Genomic DNA, 23,410 nt, shown 5'->3' on the forward strand with positions numbered 1-23,410 from the left:
TAGCGGAGCAATTTGCTGAAAAAGATAATAAAAAAGAGCTTCCTAGCTTTGGGAATACATTGTTTACAATTTTACTTCCAGTATTTCTTATGCTTGGTGCATCAATAGCAGAAGTTGCATTAAATAAAACGAGTCAACTAGCACAAGTATTACACTTTACTGGAGATCCGATTGTCGCTTTATTAATTGCAACTATTTACTCTTTCTTTAGTCTTGGATATGCAAAAGGTTTCTCGAAAGATAAAGTATTACAATTTACAAATGATTGCCTTGGTCCAATTGCAAACATATTGTTAGTGATTGGTGCAGGCGGCGCATTTAATAAAGTACTATTAGATTCTGGAATTGGAACGACAATTGCAGATATGGCGAAAGAATCGCATATTTCACCGATATTATTAGGGTGGGGAATTGCGGCACTAATCCGAATCGCAACTGGATCGGCAACTGTTTCTATGATGACAGCAGCTGGAATTGTAGCACCGATTGCAGCAAGTATACCTGGTGTAAATGTTGAATTACTAGCACTTGCAACAGGCGCAGGGTCATTAATTTTATCACACGTGAATGATTCGGGATTTTGGATGATTAAAGAATATTTCGGAATGACTGTGAAAGAAACATTATTAACATGGACCGCAATGGAGACTATACTATCAGTTGTAGCACTTGGATTAATTTCGATATTAAATATATTTGTATAGAATGGGAGATTGATTAATATGAAACTAGGTTTAATTGGATTAGGAAAAATGGGATTCCCATTAGCTGAACACTTACATGAAGACAAGCATGAAGTAGTTGTATACGATGTAAATAAAGAGCTTGTAGAAAAGGCAGGAAAACTAGGAATTACTGCACGTCATACATTAAAAGAAATGATCGCTGAATTAGAAGCTCCTCGTACGATCTGGGTAATGGTGCCTGCAGGAGAAGTTGTAGAGTCAGTATTAAAAGATGTGTATCCGTTATTAGATGAAGGTGATATCGTTATTGAAGGTGGAAATTCATTCTATAAAGATACGTTACGCCGTGCTGAAGAAGCAAAAAGCTTCGGATTACATTATGTAGATATCGGTACATCTGGCGGTGTAGAAGGAGCTAGATACGGTGCTTGTTTAATGGTTGGTGGAGAAAAAGAAATTTATGACCAATTAGAACCTTTATTTAAAGATTTAGCAGTAGAAAATGGCTATTCTTATGCTGGCCGCGTTGGTAGTGGTCATTTCTTGAAAATGGTTCATAACGGTATTGAGTACGGCATGATGCAAGCAATCGCTGAAGGATTTGAAGTACTAGATAAGAGTGACTTTGATTTCAATTATGAAGATGTTGCAAAAGTATGGGCGAACGGATCAGTAATCCGCGGTTGGTTAATGGACTTAACTGAAAAAGCATTTGCAGATGATCCTAAACTTGATGGCATTAAAGGTGTAATGAACTCTTCAGGAGAAGGGAAATGGACTGTTGAAACTGCGCTTGAGTTACAAGCAGCGGCACCAGTAATCGCGATGTCATTATTTATGCGCTATCGTTCTCAGGAAGATGATACATTCCATGGAAAAGTAGTTTCAGCACTACGTAATCAGTTCGGTGGACATGAAGTTGTAAAAAAATAAGGATGTTTTTGAAAAGAAACTTGTGCATAAGCGCAAGTTTCTTTTTTATAGTTTAAGAAATTACTAATTTACAAATACCAATCAATCATCGTTTTGTTGTCACAAATGACAGCTTCAACATTCATTGATTGAACAATATATTCTATATTTTCTTCTTTAGCTAATAATAAGGTTGTAAAGGAATCGTATATACTCATAAACGCATACTCATTGTCTTCGCCAGTAATAATTAACTCATTATTGCTAATGTCCCAAATATCTAATGGAGTAGTATTATTTACCTGTAATAATCCGTTTGTATCAAGAATTGGTTCAGAGAAATATAGATTTCTTGCACCTCTAGAACCGAGGAGTTTAAGTAATTTGTGTAATAAAAATATAGACGTATAATCTTCTGTTGGATAATAAAAATCTTTTTTTAAGTTTGAATGTAGCTTTTCAGCTAAATCCTCTCTTTTATATTCTTCTGAAAAGGCACTAATGGAAGTCAACATGGCCATTGCTAGGTCTGCGTATGAATGTAATCCACTACAAGACATCATTTCCTTCCAAGAAACGGACTTCCCATTATGAATGATTTCTTCAGCGCTAGGATAGATGTGCTCATATGGTCTTTTTCTCACAGACTTTTCCCATCCTAAAGGCATTTGGACAAAAGGATGTAGCAATATAGCTGCAGATTTAAAGTTTCTTGGTAGTTGTTCTAAAATTGGTGATTTGTCATCTAGCCAAATGTAATCCAACAAAATATAACCTCCTCTTAGACTTTGAAATGTACGGATTCCCGTATTATGTTTTTTTATATTGATTGTATCAAATATAAAGCGAAGCATGAAATATGTCCCAACATAAAAGTAAGAATAAATAAAATGAAGTTTTCATAAATAGTAAAAGGGTGCTTATGTCATCAGTATAGCTAAAAAATGTTGTTACATATGAGAAGAGCGTGTTAATAAAATATGAGGTGGTTAAATGGGAAATGAGCAAGTGAAGTCTGTAAAGGAAGAAAAAAAGTTATGTCTTTGTATGATCGTCAAAAATGAGTCTAGAATTATGGAAAGATGTTTAAATGCAACAAAATCAATTGTAGATTATGTTTCTATTTGTGATACTGGATCGACGGATAATACGCCTGAAATTATTGGAAATTGGTGTAAGGAAAATGAGATACCTGGGACAGTTCATCATGAGCCGTTTAAAAACTTTGGTTATAACAGAAGCTTAGCAGTTTCATTAGCGCAAAAAACATATCCAGAAGCGGATTATTTATTAATATTAGATGCGGATATGATTTTAGAGGTTGATCCGAATTTCGATAAAACGAGCTTAACGGAAGATCATTATCTTACATTGCAATATGATGTTCATATTAAATATTGGCTTACACGTCTATTAAAAGCTTCTTTACCATGGAAATCTGTCGGTGTTACTCATGAGTATTGGGATATAGATCGTTCAAAAGTTGGAGCGAATTACAATACGAGGGTAGATCGGTTAGAGACTCTTGTCGTGAATGATCCCGGAGATGGGGGGAGTAAAGCTGATAAATTTGAAAGAGATGAGAGGTTGTTGTTACAAGGAATAAATGACCCAGAAACAACGCCAGATTTGCATATAAGATATTTATTTTATTTAGCCCAGACTTATTTTCATTTAAGTCAATTTGAAGATTCGATTAAATGGTATAAAAAACGAGTGGAAGCAGGGGGATGGGTTGAAGAGGTATTCTATTCGTTATTGCGAATAGGATTTTGTTATGAGCAGTTAGCAAATCGTTCAGCAAATAAACAAAATGAAGTGACAGATGCTGATGAAAAAGAAAATGTTAAAGGGCAAGAAGAGCAATATTTAGCATTAGCTGTTTTTTATTTTCAAAAAGCGTGGGAATATAGACCAACTCGGGCTGAGCCATTATACCAACTTGCAAGGTTGTATCGATTACGATCTCAAAACAATATTGCTTTGATGTATGCTCTGCAAGGGAAGGAAATTCCTTTTCCAAAGGATGATCTTCTATTTGTAGATTATCATGTGTATGATTACTTATTTGACTATGAAATTTCTATTAGTGCTTTCTATATACCTCATAAAAAACATTTAGGGGCCGTGTCGCAAAAGTATTTGGAATCGATTAAAGAAGAGATTCCATTTCATATAGCAAATATAGTAGAGAATAATGCGAAATTTTATTAAATACATTTTCGGTTAAAGGAGTAGTGGAGTAATCATGGAATTAATGCGATGGGCGATTGAACTAGGAGAATCGGTGCATGGAAATACGTATGAAGAATTGATGCCACTACTAGACTATTATTATGATCGTGATCATTTAAAAGCGTATTGTATCGCAAATCTTCTTTTAAACATGGATGTATTAGATGAACATCGTGAAAGAATCGAATTAAGAAGATGCATCGCTGCTTATTATGCTGGATTATATAAAGTAGCAAGAAAACATGCAAATGAGTTAGCACTTAAACATCCGGATGTAGATTTATATAAAAATAATTTAAAATTAATGGAAGCTTATTTGAATAAAGAATATGATTATTGTCTTTTTATATGTCCAAAGACATACGGTAGTTTCATAGATGTTGCGCGAGCTTTAAAGTGGCGGTTGGAGCAGGAGGGAAATACAGTAATTATATCAGAAACAATACTGGAAAATGTAAAGAATACAGTTGTTTTTGGAGCACATACATACGCATATAACCCGAATCTTCTTCCGAAAGATGCAATTATTTATAATTTAGAACAGCTATACGAAGGAAGTCCATATGCGCACCCCCTTTATTTAATATTATTAAAAGATAGAGTGATTTGGGATTATAGTAAACAAAATATAGAATGGCTAAAACAAAAAGGGGTAGGAAAAGAAATAAAACATGTAGAAATGAACTATGCTCCAACTTTGGAAATAAAAAAAGATGCATTTGAAGATGAGATTACTGAAGATATTGATATTCTGTTTATAGGTGCCCTTAATCCGAGGCGGCAAGCTATTTTTGATCATCTAAAAGCGATTGCCCCGAATTTAAATATAGTTTTTAAAAATAATGCGTGGGGAATTGTTAGAAATGAATTGATTGCTAGAGCTAAAATTATATTAAATATTCATTTTTACTTATCAGGAATTCTTGAAACACCTCGCGTGTCTTATGCAGTCGCAAATAAGAAATTTATTATTTCCGAAAATAGTAATCCAGAAGATGAGGTAGAGTGGCCGGGAATTGTATTTACTCCGTACGAAAAAATAATTGAAAACGTAATGAAATATATAGAATTACCAGAAGAACGGAAAAAATTAGCGGAAAAAGCATATAATCATTTTGAAGCAAATGAAAGTTTAGGTACATTGAGTCTGAGAGATGAAACAAAGTAATTATACGAAACTCATACGAAAGTATGAGTTCTTTTTTGTTTATCATACTATTTTATGAAACAAGTTAACTCTTTATATTGTGTTTTGTATAGAAATTTCTGATAATATATAAGTAGAACTTGAAAACAAAGGGGAGAAATAATCATGAAACTAGTCGTTATTAACGGTACACCAAGAAAATTTGGTAGAACTCGCGTGGTGGCAAAATATATTGCGGATCAATTTGAAGGGGAATTATATGATTTAGCAATTGAGGAGTTACCTTTATACAATGGAGAAGAGTCACAACGTGATTTAGAGGCAGTAAAAAAATTGAAAACGTTAGTGAAAGCTGCGGATGGGGTTGTATTATGTACACCAGAATATCATAATGCGATGAGCGGTGCGCTGAAAAACTCTTTAGATTACTTAAGTAGTAGTGAATTTATTCATAAACCAGTTGCGTTGTTAGCGGTTGCTGGTGGCGGTAAAGGTGGAATAAATGCATTAAACAGCATGCGAACGGTCGCTAGAGGTGTTTATGCAAATGCAATTCCAAAACAAGTTGTGCTTGATGGATTACATGTGCAAGATGGTGAACTTGGGGAAGATGCCAAACCATTAATTCATGATGTAGTTAAAGAATTAAAAGCATATATGAGCGTATATAAAGAGGTGAAAAAGCAACTAGGAGTGGAGTGATATGTCCTCACTTTATCATGATTCTCGCTTGTATTACATTCTAGGGGCCAATAGTCTATCTGCTATTGGTTCCGGAATTGTTATGATAACGATTCCGTGGCTGTTAATTAAAGAGAGTGGAGGAGAGACAACGTTTGGTTATGTTTCTATCATTGCAACCCTCATTATGTTTTTATTAACACCACTCATTGGGCAAAGTATTGATCGTTTTTCAAGAAAATCTTTATTGCTATGTAACGAAGGAATCGGAATTGCCGTAATTGGAATAATGGTTATATGGGGATTTGCGGGGCAACCTTATCATTCTATTCACTATATTCTTATTTATATAGCCGGATCATTCTACTATTTATTATTTTATCCTACAATATTTGCGTTCAACCAAGAGATATTTCAAGCGGAACATTATAAAAGTTTAAGTGGAACGATGGAAATACAAGGACAGTTAACACAAGTTATTTCTGGAGCGGCCGCGAGCTTCTTAATTGAAATTGTATCTTTGAAGTGGATTTTGTTAGTAGACATGTTAACTTTTGCTGGAGCATTTTTTCTTTTCTTATGTATACCGTACGTAAAGAAAAAAGAAGTGAAAAGAAAAATAATATTTAAGAAGCAATTGTTTGAAGGAATTCACTTTATGAAAAAACGTCCTAAGCTCTTTTGGTTCTTACTGGCCACTTATATGCCGTTTATAGGTGTTATGATGGCAAATTATTTAATACCAGTTTATATTTCGGATATACTTAAAGTCAATGCCTTTGTATACGCAATAGAGGGGATGATGTACGGTGTTGGAGCGGTTGTTGCAGGAATCTGTATTCCACTCATAATGAAATATGTAAAAACAGAAGTTTCAATCGTTATGACGATGTTCATTTATGTAATTTCAATTACCGTAATGATTATTGAACCTTCCGTAATTTTCTTATATGGACTTGCAATTTTTCATGCAGTTGGAAATGCGGGTACAAGAGTGGCGAGAAATGTATTGATGATGGAGGAAATTCCAAACGAAGTAATGGGACGTGTAGACAGCTTATTTCGCCTAATTGGTACTGGAATACGAATTTTATTATTAATGTTGTTTACAGCGGGTGTATCTAAAGTCGGAGTCATGCTGCCGTTTTACGTATTAAGCTGCATATTGATCTTCTCATTAGGAATCGCTATTTATTATGTACTATCACAACGTAAAGTAGCGGCGCATGTTTCTAATAAATCAATCGTTTGAAAAAACACTTCTGCCTCCCTTTCTTTTTCTATATAATCAAAAGAAAGGGAGTGAATACTTATTTATGAACAAATGGATCTTTCTTATAATTTTATTATTACCGCCACTATACATCATTTATATGACGTTTCGAATGAACAAAGTTGCTCGTGAAAAATTGAGCTATCACTCTCCGTACGTTCTTATACTGGGTGCAAAGTTATTTGGAGATAGACCGTCTTTATCTCTTCAAAATCGTTTGGATGTAGCGTTGGAGTATTTATTTTCCCATCCTGAAGCGAAAGTAATTGTTTCAGGTGGTCAAGGAGAAGATGAAGATATATCGGAAGCTCACAGCATGAGAAACTATTTAATGGTACATGGTATAGATGAGAGTCGTATTTTAATAGAAGATCAATCTACAAATACGTATGAAAACTTAAAGTTTAGTATGGATTTATATAATGTGAAACATGCGGTAGTTGTAAGTAATACGTATCATTTATATCGAACGAAAATAATTGCAAAGCGTTTAGGCATGAAGATGGAGGCACTAGCTGCTGAAACACCAATTCGTTCTAAGAGAAAAATGTATGTTCGCGAATATGCTGCTATTATGAAAACAATATTGTTCGATCGTTAGAGCTCAAATGCGAGCTCTTTTTTAATTTAAAAGCGTATCATTTGAAATGAATGCCATATTCCATCAAAATAAAGGAAACAACAGTAAAGGAGTTGTATTTGTGATTCAATTTAATCATGTGTCAAAATCGTATGAAGATGGCACGAAAGCAGTGGATTCATTGCATTTAGAAATTAAAAAGGGAGAATTTTTTGTTCTCATCGGTCCGAGTGGTTGCGGGAAAACAACGACAATGAAGATGATTAATCGTTTAATCGAAACGACTGAAGGGTCGATTTTAATCGATGGAAAAGATATTCAACAATATAATATAAACGAATTACGTTGGGATATAGGATACGTGTTGCAACAGATTGCTTTGTTTCCTCATATGACAATCGCTGAAAATATTGCAGTTGTTCCTGAAATGAGGCAATGGAGCAAAAAGGAAATAAAAGCACGCGTCGATGACTTGTTACATATGGTTGGATTAGATCCGGATATATATCGAGATCGTATGCCTGATGAATTGTCAGGAGGACAAAAACAACGTGTCGGTGTCGTGCGAGCATTAGCCGCAAACCCGAAAATCGTTCTTATGGATGAACCATTTAGTGCGTTAGATCCATTAAGTAGGGAACAGCTTCAGAAGGATATTGTACAGTTGCAAAAAAAGATTCAAAAAACAATCGTGTTCGTAACACATGATATGCAAGAAGCATTATCACTTGGAGATCGCATTTGTATTATGAAAGAAGGAAAAGTTGTTCAACTAGATACACCAGAAGGAATTATACATAATCCGAAAAATGAATTTGTAGAGGAGTTCATTGGAAATCGTGGACGAACTTGGTATGAGGAGAAAAGTGTAGCAGATGTATTGCCGCTTGATCAAAGTGTGCAATTAGAAGGGCAGGCACTATCATTACATTCTTCTTTAGAAGAAGCGCTAGTTCGTGTGCGTGACGAGGAGGTCGTTCCAGTTGAAGAAAACGGTCAATATATTGGAGCGTTAACAAGTCGTCATATTGTCAATTACATTGTTGAACAAATGAAGGAAAGAGGTTAAACAGTGACTAATTTTATACAAACGTTCCAAGAACGAAAAATAGAATTACTAACTGCATTAAGTGAGCATTTACAAATATCGCTTATTTCATTATTTTTTGCAGTAATTATAGCGGTGCCACTTGGCATTTTATTAACAAGAAAAGAACGAATGGCTGAATTTATAATAGGAACTTCTGCGGTAATGCAGACAGTGCCATCACTTGCATTACTTGGACTATTAATTCCGTTAGTAGGAATCGGAAAACTTCCAGCGATTATCGCATTAGTTGTGTATGCACTATTACCTATTTTACGAAATACATATACAGGAATAAGGGAATTAGATGAATCACTAATAGAAGCCGCGAGAGCTATGGGGATGAATAGTTGGAGAAGGTTGTGGAAGGTAGAACTTCCTCTTGCATTGCCTATCATTATGGCCGGTATTCGTACAGCGATGGTATTAATTGTTGGAACGGCTACATTAGCAGCTCTCATTGGTGCTGGTGGGCTAGGTAAGCTTATATTATTAGGTATAGATCGAAATGATCATGCACTTATCATTTTAGGGGCCGTACCAGCCGCGTTACTCGCTTTATTCTTTGATATAGTACTTCGCATACTTGAACGACCGAAACGCTCTTCTAAGCGTGTTATACTGACGATATGTATAGTTGTAGTAATGATTGCTTCTCCATTTCTTTGGAGTACAGAAAAGAAAGATATTGTTATTGCGGGCAAACTTGGATCAGAACCTGAAATTTTAATTCAAATGTATAAGCAGCTTATTGAACAAGATACCGATTTACACGTACAATTAAAACCAGGTCTTGGGAAAACAGCATTTGTATTTGAAGCGTTGAAATCAGGTGAAGTAGATGTGTACCCAGAATTTTCAGGAACAGCGCTATCTACTTTCGTGAAAGAAGAACCAAAGAGTACAAATCGTGATGAAGTATATGAGCAGGCTCGCGTTGGACTGGAAAAGAAATATAATATGATTATGTTGATGCCAATGGAGTATAACAATACATATGCACTAGCCATGCCGAAAAAAATAGCAGATCAAAAGAATATAAATACTATTTCTGATTTAGGGAATGTTGCGCAGGAAGCCAAAGTAGGATTTACATTGGAATTTGCTGATCGTGAAGATGGTTATAAAGGAATGCAAAAATTATATAACTATAAGTTCTCGAATGTTAAAACGATGGAGCCGAAGCTGCGTTATAGCGCAATTCAATCTGGAGATGTTAACGTAATTGATGCATATTCAACAGATAGTGAATTGGAGCAATACGGACTAAAAGTGCTAAAAGATGATAAAGGGTTATTCCCACCTTATCAAGGAGCACCATTATTAAGAAAAGAAACGTTACAGAAATATCCTGAACTTGAAAAGGTATTAAATAAATTATCTGGAAAGATTACAGATGAAGAAATGCGAAAAATGAATTATGAAGTTAATGTGAATGGTAAAAGTAGTGAAGAAGTCGCAAAACAATTTTTACAAAAAGAGAATTTACTTCGTTAAATTTACAAGAAATATACAAATTTATATGTTTGAAATGACCGTTCATTACAAAATGAGCGGTTTTTTTGTGCATACTTATACATTTTTTCAAAAAAGTATTCCATTTTTGTTCATTTTCTTTTAGAATAAGTAATGTTTTCCTGAAAAAATATAAGAGAAACGTCTATTAGAGAAAAAGGTGACTTTAATAGTTGAACGAACATAACACCTAGAATGACAGATGGGGTGGTACAAATAGAAAAGAAATTAGGATTCTTTCCATTAATCGCATTAGTAGTTGGAACGATGGTTGGTGGCGGTGTTTTTAGTTTACCGCATGATTTAGCAGTAGGAGCAAACAGTGGCGCAATAATAATTGGCTGGTGTATTACAGCGATGGGAATGATTCCACTTGCGCTCGTATATCAAACGTTAGCAAGACAAAAACCGGAACTTGAAGGTGGAATTTATAGTTATGCACGTGCTGGTTTCGGTGAATATATTGGGTTTAATAGTGCTTGGGGATATTGGCTAGCAGGAATCTTAGGTAATGTCGCAACAATTATGTTACTGTTTAGTACATTAGGTTATTTCTTCCCAATTTTTAAAGGAGGAAATAATGTTGCGTCAATCGTTGGGGCATCACTTTTATTATGGACACTTCACTTTCTAATTTTATTTGGAATTCGTGAAGCTTCTATTATGAATGTTATCGCAACAATAGGAAAGTTAGTTCCAATCGTACTATTTATCGCTGTAATGGTAACAGCATTTCGCTGGGACACATTTACACATGATTTTTGGGGGGAAGGAACAATCTCAGTTTCCGCTATACTTGGTCAAGTGAAAAATACAATGCTTGTAACACTTTGGGTTTTCATTGGAGTTGAAGGAGCGGTTGTATTATCTGGAAGAGCGAAAAATAGCCGAGACGTTGGTAAGGCAACAGTAATGGGGCTTATTTTAGTAATGTCCATTTATATTTTAATTTCTGTCCTATCAATGGGAGCTATGACAAGAGGCGAACTTTCTGTGTTAGAAACTCCGTCAATGGGACATGTATTAGAGCATGTTGTTGGTCCATGGGGGGCAGGTGCGATTAATATCGGGTTAGTTGCTTCACTTGTCGGTACATTAATTGGCTGGTTTTTACTTGTTTCTGAAATTTCTCATGTAGCAGGAAAAGATGGCGTATTTCCAAAAGTCTTTACGAAAACAAATAAAAAGCAAACACCGCACATGGCATTATGGATTTCAAATGGTGTTGCTCAAATTATATTTATCATCGTTCTGTTTTCAGAATCAACATATCAAATTATGTATTTCATTGCATCAACATCAATTTTATTACCATATTTATTATCAGCGTTATTCCAATTAAAATTAGTCATTACAAACGAGCTAAAAGACGCTAAATTAAAAAATGGAGCGTTAGCTTTAATTGCTTCGATTTACTCTGTATGGCTTCTTTATGCAGCTGGTTTAAAGAATTTACTACTAGTTTCAATTGTGTATGGAATTGGAATTATTGTTTACACGTTTGCAAGAAAAGAACAAGGGAACCGTTGTTTTGCAGGTGCAGAGAGATATGTGATGTGGGCAATTATTGTTGCGGCTATCACATCACTGTATATGTTATTAACTGGAAATATAAAAATGTAAAAAGTCCTTTTTATTTAAAGGGCTTTTTTCTTTGTTTAGAGAATATTTACTACATAAGATATTCAGGAGGGATGAGAATGGAAGAAAAAGAACAGTTGTCTAGAATAATTGATTTAGCTAGTGAGTTAAGGAAAGTATTAGTGCAAGAATCTTTTTTTAATCATCATCCTGAATTGAGAGGAGTCATTGAAAATTTAGCAAGTTCTGTTGAAAATTTGGCGGAATTACAAAAAAGTAAAGATGAAAATGCTGAAGATCGATTACGTTACGTACTTGCTAAAATGAAAATTGCTCATAATGCAATTTTACAAGAGAAAAAAGCATTTCCTTCTCATTAATATACGTTTTAATTTTGAACCTGGCGGATAACGTCAGGTTTTTTATTTCTAGTTTTTCGTTTCTTTCATACACTAAGAATAGTATGAAAAAAGAAGGTGACTAAGGTGAGATTACATAAAGCTCTTCAGCCAAGTTTTATAAAACGAATGTACTATATGAGATTTTTAGGGAAATTTACAAAAGCAGAGAAAGAGAAGAGTGGAGAGAATTTCTTTGTACAATGCTTATCGCCAATACCATTCACTTTACAGGAACAATTTGCAAATGAACCATATGTATTTGAAGGGGTATGTAGTAATAAAAAGAATGAAAAAATCTTTTCGGAATTAAAGAAGAGGAAATTAGAAAAGCAATTAGTGATGTTTCGTCTTTATTATGAAAGAGGAAATGTATACGTGGAGTTAATATGTACAGAAGAACCGAAAGAAATAGCAAGCAGCTATAAAATGATTCCTGCACCTAAAGTTACAAATAATAAAAAAAGAGAGTCTTTAGAACGAAAACTTAGCAACGGTTATTTATCATTTCTTATGCCAAAATTTCCGAAAGACTTTGAGCCTCCCGAATTATTGTGGCATGATGGAAGACTGTATGGAAACATATCCTTAAAGTCATCAATTAGCTCAATCGCATATTTTGAACAGAAACGGGAATGTAAATATATAAACTGCAGTGACTGGACGAAGTATGTAGAAATAGCGGTAGAAGATCAATTATATTTTGTAAGTGATCATGTGTATGAGCAATTAAAAAAACGAATGCATGAAGAAGGTAAGATAGTTGAAGTAGAGGATATAAAAGTGCAAAAAGAGGAATGGGAATGGGATGAGCGTGAATCGTCCTTTTTACAGTATGTACAAAGTATGGTGCATAATAAAGGGCTATATTTGGATGAAACGGATATTTATAATTTCCATATAAGTGTAAAAACAAATATGTTAACGATTCTTGGTGGTATACCGGGCGTTGGGAAATCACGTTTTGTGCAAACTTATGCAGAAGCATTAGGGTTACAGTATGGGGAGGAATTGGTTTGGATTCCAATTTCGCCATCGTATCAAGAACCACATGATTTACTTGGTTACCTTCATCCGAATGGTACTTTTATTGAAAGTGAAACGAAGTTAGTTAGGACGTTAATGAAGGCGAAAGAAAATCAAAATCAACTGTATATAATCGTTTTTGATGAAATGAACATGTCTCATATTGAGCATTGGTTTACTCCATTTCTCTCTGTTCTTCAACTTGAAACAAAAAATCGTATTTTAAACTTGTATGAGGGTGTTCAGGACATTGAGAATTCAATTCCATCAACAATTGAAATTGGAGAAAATATTATATTTGTAGGTACTGTGAATTTTGATGAAACAACGAAAGAGCTCTCCGATCGATTATTAGACCGAACGAACCTAATAACGTTACAGAAAATTCCGTTTTGTGAGATGGGCATGGAACAGGGGAAAGTCGTATTACACCCACCTTTGAAAGTAACAGCGGGAGAATTTCGGATAAATTGGATGAGAAATAAAGCGATGATTGAAGTGTTTTCTGAAGAAGAATTAGAGCTATTAGATAAGTTGCATGTCGTATTGTCATCACATGATGCGTCTAAGGGAATTTCTTTCCGATGTGCAAATGCAATTGCGACTTATTTGCAAAACATACCGTTCCAAAATAACCATACCTATATGATCAGTAGAGAAGAGGGGTTTGATTTACAAATAAAGCAGCGTGTATTAACGAAAATCAGAGGGACCGAAATGATGGTTGGGTCTTTACTTTCTGAAGAAGCAAAAAGGGGAGCGACCTTAGTACCTCTTTTGCAATCTGCACTTGCAAACAGAGTATCTACATTTGAACATTCTTTAGCATATATACGAGAAAAACGTAGGGAACTGGAGCTGTATGGATATGCAAAATGAAGGGCGTTACGAAACAAAAATCGTTGATACGAATGAAACGCTCCCTTTTGTATTAAAGTTAATCATTGGAAATGAGGGGAAAGGAGATTATATTTTATTAAATCGTCTTTGTACATCTACTACAGCATTGGTTCAATGTATTTATAAAGTACAAGAATTAAAACCAATTAGATTGCAGTATAATTATGAAATCCCAATGAATATTACTTTTATATGGAATAAAGTATATGAGGGACAGAAAAATATAAAAGAGGCTCAATATGAAATAAATGAAAAAAAACAAAGAGTATTAATATATGAACATGGGAAAACAGAATTCTTTTATCCATGGCGCTGCGGTTTATACCATTTTGAAGTGCGCATAGAAGATACAACGTATTATGGCGCTTTTCAAATCGTACCGAAAAACTTTTTTGATGATCAATTTGAAATGATTCAAGACTATGTGAAGTCAATTTTAAATGAGTTGATTTTGGATAGAGGTTATTATAAAAAGACTTTCTCTGCACTTAGCGATATTGAGGATTCTTCTTATTTAGTGTTGCTTAGAAAGTTACCCCAAAAAATGAAAATGATAAAGCAAATCTTTAAGAAAATAGAATCAAGTTCAAAATTTATAAATGCATATAAATGGGAAGGAAAAGAGCGAAAGCCAACAAGAAGAGGAACTATAGTGGCAGAAAGAAAACCTTATGCCAAACATTATAATCGTAAGTTTATGGAACAAAAAAATAGTAAGGAAAATGCATTTCTTAAATATAAAGCGATGCAATTTTATCATTATTTAATTGAAGCTAAAAGTTTTTTACGTCAAACAATTGAAATCTTAGAAAGAGAAAAAAAGAAAAAATCAGAAGAGTTTCAAGCCGTAAAAACGATTATACAAACAATTGAGCGAAATGGATCGGTAACCGATAGAGAGAAGCAAAAATATAAAAATATACATTTACTAAAAGAAGCCGATTTACGAAAGAGCTCAATGAAAATACAAGAATATAAAATATTGGCGCATATCGTGCATGAAAATGTACAATACTTTCAAATGTTAATGCACTCTTCGTTTTGGAGGGAAGTTACTGAAACAAGTAACATGAACTTACATGATTTACCGATACCACATCAACAATTACTACATCATTTAGAAGTACTCCCGCAATATACGGATCAATCTCCATCGTTATTATTTGTTTATAAGCCAACGTTTTTAGTGTATGAATATTACGCTTTTTTTATCGTTATTTCAATTTTAGAGCAAATTGGTTTTGAGGCTAGAAACTCAATTCGTGAACAAATACAAGAACATTTTTATGTAGATGGATTACAAGATGGAACGACAGTAGTTTTAGAACGAGATGATATAAAGGTGCATGTCGCATTTAATGATTTAATTGAAACACATCCTCTTATTGCATTAAGTAAAGGTAGTAATTTTTACAATGGTGAGGATACGAAGAAGCCAGATATTCGCTTAGACTGTTATGTAAAAGAAGATGGGAACTACGTATATAAATCTTCTATTATTATTGAAGTGAAATACAGTCCAATGTACAATATTTTTCAGCATGTCGGAAATACAAAAGCAACTGAGCAAATGTATAAGTACTGGTCTATAAAGTATGTAGAAGAACAGGATGGAAAGCGAGTCTATTATCGAAGGTCAATTTATGAAGTCATTTGTGTATATCCAGGAAGCCATATGCATAGTAAAAAAATTGAGTCTGGATGCGGTGTTTTCTTGCAGTTATATCCATATAAGACGAAACAAGGGGAAGAGAAATTAGCTGGAAAACATGGGATGGTACAAATTTTTGAAAAATGGTTAAAAAGCATTCAGAAGTAAAAGAAATCCTTTTTCATAAAGGATTTTTTTAGATTAAGAAGAATTATATGCTGTATGGAAAGAAACATAATGTAATTTAGGTTTGAAAAGTGATACGAATGTGTTATTAAAAGGAATGTGAGCGCGGGATAAAAGTCGATTAAATTGGAATCTAATTCACTTTGCAGAATATAATAAGTCATAAATATTTTTAGTTGCATACGAAGATTTGTTCTTATATGATAGATAGTGAAAGCGTTATCAAAAACAGAGCGGCGATGGGAAAGGCGGTTAAATATGTTCCAGCGTGTTCAAACAAAGGAAGAACATTTTGGGTTCGAGCAACTATGGGGAGATTTTTGTGAAGAAAGAAACTTAATGTTTGTAGAACGTAATTTAAATCCATCACGATTTTTATTAATAGAAGATGAACATCCTATTGGTACAGTAGAATGTATTAAGTATACGGTACCTGAACAATCAAATTCTGAGTTTTTCTATCCGTTTTCTAAAAATGATTTAGTAAAAGATTTGAAGAATGTGTATGAAATAGGCAAGTTAAGTATTTCGAAAACATCTCGTGGGAGAGGACATTTCAAAAGGTTAACAGCTATTTTATTTATACATGCGTTAGAAACAAAAGCTGAATGGTACATTGCAGCAGTGACAAAAAGAATGTATATGTATTTACTTACACTCGGTTTTCCAATTGAACCGATAGATAATCCATTTCAGTTTCATGATACTTTACAAGGTGTACCAGTAAGAATTCATGCTCGAAAAGGGGTTACGCATTTGTATTCTTTAAAAGAATTTCGTGATGTGATTCAAGGGAATGCTCATGCACAGGCATTAATTGCAGAATACAGTAAAAATATTATGTTAACGAAATAAAACGAAGTGAATATGTATAATAAAGAGAATAATATTTTTATAAGATATAACTCTTCATTAAAAAAGACCCTTATTATTTTAATAAGGGTCTAAAAATTATAATCCAAATATACTAAAAATCATTTTGCGGCGCTTCGGTTTCTTTTCTCGTTCGTATGTTGGTTTTGAATCAGGAGTAATATAAATGGGTTCTTCTTTCGTTAGCGCAGCTTCTAACTTTTGAATTCGCTCTAACATTTCCTCCATTTCACGACGGTGTTGTAAAAGTTGGTACGTGACGACATCATTTGCCTTATCTTGCATTTGTTCTTCCATTCGATCGAGCCTTCTTGTAATAGTGTTTAATTGATTAGCTAATTGCTCAAAATCATTCGATGATATGTTTTGAACAATTGTATTGACTTGAGTTTTTAATTCTTCAACCTCATTTGAGGAAGCCTTTTGAGTAGGTTGAGGATTTTGAGACTGCTCTATTTGAAATAGATGGTGTTCTAACATTTGATCGACATCATCTTGTGTGAAAATAAAGTGGCCATATTTGTTTTTTTCTATCGTAAGATTTAATTGTTGCGCGATCCGGACAACAGCCTTTGGGCTAACACCTAATTTTTTTGCGATAAATGGTGTTTTATATTCCAAAATAATCCCTCCTATATATATCCTGTTGAATGATTTCGAGCTATGAAGTAAGTTCCCTTCTAGTGCGACAAAAGAAGTGTGGAATCGGCAAAGAAAGTGTTTTTTCACGAAATTGAGTTGAGAAGAATAGTTCGTTTAAATAAAAATGTTTTATCGTAACATTTAGAATAATTTGACTAGTGTAAATGAATTAGATTATCATAATGATAAATATCTTTTTTATGTATGCATATAATATATAAAAAGGTGGTTGCTAATGTAGAATTTTGTTAGAGTATTAGAATGCTTACTTCACTTGAATATAATTAAGTAGGAGGTGGCTTCCTTGCTTACAATGTAAGTAAGGAAAAGTATTTGGACATATATAGTATAAGTATAGTGATTGTTTTAATTGCCTTAACGGCATTTTTCGTTGCAGCAGAATTTGCAATTGTTAAAGTGAGAAGTTCACGAATTGACTATTTAATTGCAGAAGGAAATAATCGTGCAACATCGGTCAAAACAGTCATTACAAACTTAGACGAATATTTATCTGCTTGTCAGCTAGGAATTACTGTTACAGCTTTAGGAATTGGGTGGTTTGGTAAACCTGCGTTAAAGCAAATGTTTGATACGCTTTTTGCAAATTGGAATATCTCTACTCAACTAGCAGACATTTTTGCTGTAATTTTAGTATTTTTTTTAATTACTTTTTTACATGTTGTAATAGGGGAATTGGCCCCAAAAACATTTGCAATTCAAAAATCTGAACAAGTAAGTTTGCTTGTTTCTAAGCCGTTAATTTTCTTTTATCGTATTGCATTCCCATTTATTTGGATATTAAATGGTTCAGCTCGAATCATTACGAAGCTGCTAGGGTTGAAACCGCCGAAGGGGCATGATGAGGTTCATTCAGAAGAAGAATTACGGTTGTTAGTTTCAGAGAGTTATAAAAATGGTGAAATTAATCAATCTGAATATAAATATGTAAATAAAATTTTTGAATTTGATGATCGGATTGCAAAAGAAATAATGGTACCTCGAACCGAAATGAATATTATAAGTAAAGAAATGCCTGCTGAAGAAGCTTTGCAAAAAATGTCTCGTGAAAAATATACAAGGTATCCAGTTGTTGATGGCGATAAAGACCACGTAATAGGTTTTGTGAATTTTAAAGATATTTTTACTGAGTTTGTACAACATAAAGCTGTTAATAAAAAGACAGTAGAGCAATATATGAGACCAATTATTTTAGTTATCGATTCTATCCCAATTCATGATTTGTTTTTAAAAATGCAAAAAGAAAGAACACATATTGCTATATTGATAGATGAATATGGTGGGACATCTGGACTTGTTACTGTTGAAGATATTCTGGAAGAAATTGTTGGAGATATTCAGGATGAGTTTGATACGGATGAGCAGCCAGAAATTCAACAAGTTAGTGAAACGAAGACGATACTAGAGGGAAAAGTACTTGTTAGTGAAGTGAATACGTTATTTGGTTTAGGGATTGATGATGATGGTGTTGATACAATTGGTGGTTGGATTTTAACGAAGAATATAGAGATTGCTGAAGAGGATTCCATTGAAATTGAAAATTATAAGTTTTGTGTGAAAGAATTAGATGGACACTATATAAAAAGATTGGAAGTTACAAAGATAGTAGAATCGATTGTTATTTTAGAAGATGAAAAACAAATTTCATTACAAGAGCAAATTAGCTCGTAAACTCTGCTAAATAGCAGAGTTTTTTTGAGCATAATGTTTTTTGAGGGATAGGGGCTATGATACAATGACATAAGCCAGACCTTTCACTAGGTGAATTATTGTTGTATACATATATTTGGAAGGAGAAGAAGTATGAAAAAGCATTTATATATAAATGGAGATTGGAAATCTGTAAACACGTATAAACCATTATACGCACCATATTCTGAAGAAATATTAGCAGAAATTGCACAAGGAACGGAAGAAGATGTAAAAGAGGCTGTTATTGCTGCAAAAAATGCAATGACAAAAATGAATAAATTATCCGCATATGATCGTGCGATTATTTTAGAGAAGGTTGCACAAAAAATGGATGAAAGAAGAGAAGAATTTGCAGAGATTATTGCAAAAGAAGCTGCAAAACCAATACGTGCTGCTAGGGGAGAAGTGGATCGTACTGTTCAAACATACAAATTTGCAGCTGAAGAAGCGAAGCGTATATATGGTGAGACATTGCCATTAGACGCCGCACCTGGTGCGGATGGGCGTATTGCATATACAATCCGAAAGCCGATTGGTGTAATAGGGGCTATTACACCATTTAATTTCCCATTAAATTTAGTTGCGCATAAAGTTGGACCTGCAATTGCTGCCGGAAATACAGTTGTGTTAAAGCCAGCTGATCAAACGCCATTATCATCTTATGCATTAGTTGAGTTATTTGAAGAGGCAGGATTGCCAAATGGAGCTTTAAATATCATTTCTGGTCCTGGCTCCACGGTGGGTGAGGCAATCGTTAAAAATGATTATGTTGCTTCTATTACTTTTACCGGAAGTCCAAAAGTTGGAATCGGAATAAAACAAAAGGCTGGGTTAAAACGAGTTACGTTAGAACTAGGATCAAATGCTGCTGTTATAATTGATGAAGATGTAGAGTTAACAGATGAAATCATTGAACGTGTAAAATGGGGAGCATTTGTTAATAATGGGCAAGTTTGTATTTCCGTACAACGTGTTTTTGTACATGAAACGAAAATGCATGAATTTCTTTCGAAGCTAAAGAAAGCGATGGAATCAGTAGTTGTTGGTGATCCACTGCTTGAAGAAACGGATGTATCAGCTTTAATTTCAAAAAAAGATGTAGAGCGAATTGATATGTGGGTTCAAGAAGCAATCAAGGAAGGAGCAACTATTTTACACGGTGGTAAGAAGCGGGATGCAAGAATTTTTGAACCGACTGTATTAACAAATGTTCCAAATCATGTATCTGTGCAGTGCCAAGAAGTATTCGGTCCACTCATGACAGTAAATACATTTAAAGAATTTGATGAAGCGATTGAGCAAGTAAATAATTCGCGTTACGGCTTACAGGCAGGAGTATTTACAAATAATTTATTTAAAGCAATGCGTGCAATCGATGAGTTAGAGGTTGGTGGTGTCATGATTAATGATATTCCAACGTTCAGAGTAGATCATATGCCTTATGGTGGTGTGAAAGAAAGTGGCACGGGGCGCGAAGGAATTAAATATGCAATAGAAGAAATGACAGAAATGAAATTAGTATGTATTAAAAAATAAATTAGAAAAACTTAAACTTTGCGCTAAAAAAACGAGTAGGAAATGTTTACGATTCCATACTCGTTTTTTACGCTTCTAGTAACTATTTAATTAAGTGTAACTTTTACTTCATTTCTTGTTTGAAAATAGTATCTTCTACATAAATTTGTTCTTTATCTACAGCAGTAGCATGAGTTAATACTAAACCGATTGGTGTTTTTGTATCTTTATTTTGAACAATTGTAAAAGGAACATTTTTTTCGTTTGCTAATTTAATGTATTTTGATAAATGTGGGTAAGCAATGCCACCATTTAGGAGGAGTTGTAATGATTGAGAAGAGCGCATGCTACCCGCCACTTCAGAGTATACATTACTTTGCATTACTTGACCGATCGTTAAAGCGATTTCTACACGCTCACGTAATGTAGTTAAATACATATTACGTTCTTCTGGTTTGTTTTGCTTTTGGCCGTAAATGCCTTCTTGGAGATAATCTTCCACATTTTTATTTACCATATTTTTCACACCTTTCATTTTCTATTGTACGCAAGAATTAAAAATGATGCAAAAAAAAGTCGTGTTGACTACGGAAATAATGAAAATGTGTGAAGGAAAAAGGGTATTTGCATACAATTAGTTAAATAAGAAAGAAAAAAATAATTTTATCAACAGAAATTAACAAAATGTGACAAAAATCTATTAACGAATCATCTTTTTTGTGTTAATATTCAAAATATAAAGGGTATTCGTCGTATGGAAATGGAGGGAATGGAGGTTTTTCCAATCGATAAGGATATTAAAGAAATATTTTGTTCACACTTGAAAAACAATAGGCACCAATTCGTAGAGAACTGGAAAAACAAAATGATAATTTCCGAAAAAGATCCATTTAAACTAGAAGTAGTTCAAAATGGAGAGGATTTACTAGAGTTGATTATCGAACTTACTATGGAAGATAAAGATATAAATTATCTTCAACCGTTATGCGAGAAAATTGCTATTGAACGTGCTGGAGCAGATGCGAATATTGGAGATTTTGTTTATAACGCAAACGTGGGAAGAAATGAACTTTTCGAAGCGATGTGTGAATTAGATGTTAGCGCTCGTGAATTGAAACCAATTATGGCAAAAATACATACTTGTTTTGACAAATTAATTTATTATACCGTTTTAAAATACTCGGAAATTATATCGAAGAATTTAGAGGAAAAACAGCAATATATTAATGAAACACATAAAGAAAGGCTGACGATTTTAGGGCAAATGTCAGCTAGTTTTGTACATGAATTTCGTAATCCGCTTACTTCCATTATGGGATTTGTCAAACTATTAAAGGCAGATCATCCGAGTTTATCGTATTTAGATATTATTTCGCATGAATTAGATCAATTAAATTTTCGTATTTCGCAATTTTTACTCGTATCGAAAAAAGAAATGTGGAATGAATCGGAACGGTTTTGGCTTAATGACTTGTTTCAAGACATTATACAATTCTTATATCCGAGTTTGGTCAATGCGAATGTTTCAATTGAAAAGAATTTACCGTATCCAATTCCGCTTGTTGGTTATCGAAGTGAAGTGAGACAAGTATTTTTAAACATATTAATGAATTCAATTGATGCTCTTGAATCAATGAAAGAAGAACGAAAAATTATCATTGATGTATTTGAAGAAGATCAAGCTATTCGAATTGTGATAAAAAATAATGGACCAATGATTCCAGCTGAAAATGTAGAAACGATTTTTGAACCGTTTGTAACTACTAAAAAGTTAGGAACTGGTATTGGCTTATTTGTATGTAAACAAATTGTGGAAAAACATAATGGGTCCATTATGTGTCGATCAGATAACGATTGGACAGAATTTCAAATTGCATTTCAAAAATAAACAGTCTACACCAAATGAATGGTGTAGACTGTTTTAATTTGTGAGTATAACGGCTTCTAATTTAGGATCTTTAGTTGAATAACCTACTATTGAAATTGTATAAATAACATTTGGTTCAACATTGAATTTCGGTATAGTCAATAAAACGTTTTTATTATTTGCGAGTGAAATTTCAATATCCGCTGTACCGGGGCTAACTTGCAAAAAATCTGTTATCTGTTTAAAGAGTACATTTTCAAATAAATGATCTCCATCTTTTAAATCGACATTTACAACAGGGGTATCTGGAGAGAAATGTGCAAAGCGTATTTTGGCTTGACCAGCTGGTAAATGTGTATTATCAAGTATAGGTTGTAATTGTAGGTGATTATCACTATTTATTGCAGCAAGAGTATAAGTATGATTTCCCATTATTGGTACCAATGCTGAAAAGATTGGAGTTTCATTTCCGACAGGGACAATATCTATACGGTATTTACCTTGTACTAATGATAAATAAGGGCTGAATTGCTTAAATGAAATATTTTTAATAACTTTTTGTCCGTTTACTAAAATGTCAACCGCCGGTATATTTGGATCGGCATGAAAAATTCTTATATGTGACGGTAAAGTAGCTTCTTGTGAATCCCTTGTTTCATGCGCCTGTACAAGTTTTGAAAGTGCATCGCAATATTTCATATATAATTCTATATATTTTTTAGGATTACGAAACTGATAGTAACGTGCGAGCTGTTCGTATTGCGTAACTTCTTGTCCATATTTTTCAATTTCAGATTGAGACATGAACATTCCTCCTTTGTCATCATTAAAATTATATGCGAAGCAAGAAAGCGGTTATGCGAAAAAATGATTTTATAAAGGGGAAAATTAAAAATTTACAACAAATATGTTGTCATAAAGAGGTGCTTGTGCTTACGAGTATTT

21 protein-coding genes are annotated in these 23,410 nt (G+C 33.7%); 17 read left to right on the forward strand and 4 right to left on the reverse strand.

What is annotated here, in order from left to right; all coding sequences use genetic code 11:
• Together MR167_RS13100 and gnd are read left to right on the forward strand one after the other, a co-directional pair.
• Window positions 1-704, forward strand: a 704-nt coding sequence (locus MR167_RS13100) for a GntP family permease (protein ID WP_242314796.1), incomplete at its 5' end; no start/stop codon positions are given.
• An 18-nt stretch (window positions 705-722) separates the two neighbouring features.
• Window positions 723-1,619, forward strand: a complete 897-nt coding sequence (gene gnd / locus MR167_RS13105) for a phosphogluconate dehydrogenase (NAD(+)-dependent, decarboxylating) (protein WP_000765981.1) — start codon at window positions 723-725, stop codon at window positions 1,617-1,619.
• Window positions 1,620-1,687: 68 nt separating this feature from the next.
• Here gnd and MR167_RS13110 read toward each other — a convergent pair whose 3' ends face one another.
• A complete protein-coding gene (locus MR167_RS13110; protein ID WP_016098471.1) occupies window positions 1,688-2,452 on the reverse strand; it encodes a DUF2711 domain-containing protein in 765 nt (254 codons plus the stop codon).
• Window positions 2,453-2,591: 139 nt separating this feature from the next.
• Between MR167_RS13110 and MR167_RS13115 the strand changes: the two genes are divergently transcribed.
• The 12 genes from MR167_RS13115 (at window position 2,592) to MR167_RS13170 (ending at window position 16,713) form a co-directional block, all read left to right on the forward strand.
• Window positions 2,592-3,812, forward strand: coding sequence for a glycosyltransferase (locus MR167_RS13115; RefSeq protein WP_000526233.1), 1,221 nt, complete (start codon window positions 2,592-2,594; stop codon window positions 3,810-3,812).
• A 34-nt stretch (window positions 3,813-3,846) separates the two neighbouring features.
• Window positions 3,847-5,001: a CgeB family protein gene (locus tag MR167_RS13120; RefSeq protein ID WP_000422331.1), complete on the forward strand. Its 1,155-nt coding sequence runs from the start codon at window positions 3,847-3,849 to the stop codon at window positions 4,999-5,001.
• A gap of 144 nt (window positions 5,002-5,145) precedes the next feature.
• On the forward strand, window positions 5,146-5,682 hold the full coding sequence (locus MR167_RS13125) for an NADPH-dependent FMN reductase (RefSeq protein WP_000780355.1): 537 nt from the start codon (window positions 5,146-5,148) through the stop codon (window positions 5,680-5,682).
• A 1-nt stretch (window position 5,683) separates the two neighbouring features.
• Window positions 5,684-6,913 carry an MFS transporter gene (locus MR167_RS13130; protein ID WP_016077771.1) on the forward strand — a complete coding sequence of 410 codons (1,230 nt, stop codon included), beginning with the start codon at window positions 5,684-5,686 and terminating at the stop codon, window positions 6,911-6,913.
• A gap of 64 nt (window positions 6,914-6,977) precedes the next feature.
• Window positions 6,978-7,535: a YdcF family protein gene (locus tag MR167_RS13135; RefSeq protein WP_014895232.1), complete on the forward strand. Its 558-nt coding sequence runs from the start codon at window positions 6,978-6,980 to the stop codon at window positions 7,533-7,535.
• A 100-nt stretch (window positions 7,536-7,635) separates the two neighbouring features.
• Window positions 7,636-8,583: an ABC transporter ATP-binding protein gene (locus MR167_RS13140; RefSeq protein ID WP_000614075.1), complete on the forward strand. Its 948-nt coding sequence runs from the start codon at window positions 7,636-7,638 to the stop codon at window positions 8,581-8,583.
• Between the two features lie 3 nt (window positions 8,584-8,586).
• Window positions 8,587-10,098, forward strand: a complete 1,512-nt coding sequence (locus tag MR167_RS13145) for an ABC transporter permease/substrate-binding protein (protein WP_000181021.1) — start codon at window positions 8,587-8,589, stop codon at window positions 10,096-10,098.
• A gap of 213 nt (window positions 10,099-10,311) precedes the next feature.
• On the forward strand, window positions 10,312-11,739 hold the full coding sequence (locus tag MR167_RS13150) for a basic amino acid/polyamine antiporter (RefSeq protein WP_000129439.1): 1,428 nt from the start codon (window positions 10,312-10,314) through the stop codon (window positions 11,737-11,739).
• A gap of 77 nt (window positions 11,740-11,816) precedes the next feature.
• A complete protein-coding gene (locus MR167_RS13155; RefSeq protein ID WP_000391447.1) occupies window positions 11,817-12,077 on the forward strand; it encodes a hypothetical protein in 261 nt (86 codons plus the stop codon).
• Window positions 12,078-12,182: 105 nt separating this feature from the next.
• Window positions 12,183-14,000: an AAA family ATPase gene (locus MR167_RS13160; protein WP_001236574.1), complete on the forward strand. Its 1,818-nt coding sequence runs from the start codon at window positions 12,183-12,185 to the stop codon at window positions 13,998-14,000.
• Window positions 13,990-15,840: a hypothetical protein gene (locus MR167_RS13165; protein WP_002162815.1), complete on the forward strand. Its 1,851-nt coding sequence runs from the start codon at window positions 13,990-13,992 to the stop codon at window positions 15,838-15,840. The genes MR167_RS13160 and MR167_RS13165 overlap by 11 nt, the downstream gene beginning before the upstream one ends.
• A 276-nt stretch (window positions 15,841-16,116) precedes the next feature.
• On the forward strand, window positions 16,117-16,713 hold the full coding sequence (locus tag MR167_RS13170) for a hypothetical protein (RefSeq protein WP_000487795.1): 597 nt from the start codon (window positions 16,117-16,119) through the stop codon (window positions 16,711-16,713).
• A 96-nt stretch (window positions 16,714-16,809) separates the two neighbouring features.
• On the opposite strand, the gene racA is transcribed toward MR167_RS13170, so the two are convergent.
• A complete protein-coding gene (gene racA, locus MR167_RS13175) occupies window positions 16,810-17,352 on the reverse strand; it encodes a chromosome-anchoring protein RacA (protein ID WP_000456012.1) in 543 nt (180 codons plus the stop codon).
• A 354-nt stretch (window positions 17,353-17,706) separates the two neighbouring features.
• Between racA and MR167_RS13180 the strand changes: the two genes are divergently transcribed.
• A complete protein-coding gene (locus MR167_RS13180; RefSeq protein WP_000356245.1) occupies window positions 17,707-19,062 on the forward strand; it encodes a hemolysin family protein in 1,356 nt (451 codons plus the stop codon).
• Between the two features lie 132 nt (window positions 19,063-19,194).
• A complete protein-coding gene (locus MR167_RS13185; RefSeq protein ID WP_000716437.1) occupies window positions 19,195-20,619 on the forward strand; it encodes an aldehyde dehydrogenase family protein in 1,425 nt (474 codons plus the stop codon).
• A 103-nt stretch (window positions 20,620-20,722) separates the two neighbouring features.
• Here MR167_RS13185 and MR167_RS13190 read toward each other — a convergent pair whose 3' ends face one another.
• A complete protein-coding gene (locus MR167_RS13190; protein WP_000247560.1) occupies window positions 20,723-21,115 on the reverse strand; it encodes a YueI family protein in 393 nt (130 codons plus the stop codon).
• Window positions 21,116-21,352: 237 nt separating this feature from the next.
• Between MR167_RS13190 and MR167_RS13195 the strand changes: the two genes are divergently transcribed.
• Entirely contained in the window at window positions 21,353-22,486 is a 1,134-nt protein-coding gene (locus MR167_RS13195) for a BA2291 family sporulation histidine kinase (protein WP_000425087.1), read from the forward strand.
• A 33-nt stretch (window positions 22,487-22,519) separates the two neighbouring features.
• On the opposite strand, the gene MR167_RS13200 is transcribed toward MR167_RS13195, so the two are convergent.
• Window positions 22,520-23,269: a DUF4397 domain-containing protein gene (locus MR167_RS13200; protein ID WP_000083279.1), complete on the reverse strand. Its 750-nt coding sequence runs from the start codon at window positions 23,267-23,269 to the stop codon at window positions 22,520-22,522.
• Between the last annotated feature and the right edge of the window lie 141 nt (window positions 23,270-23,410).

Origin of the sequence: Bacillus cereus group sp. BfR-BA-01355 (assembly GCF_022663675.1) — a bacterium.
In the GTDB taxonomy this organism is placed as follows: Bacteria; Bacillota; Bacilli; order Bacillales; family Bacillaceae_G; genus Bacillus_A; species Bacillus_A thuringiensis_S.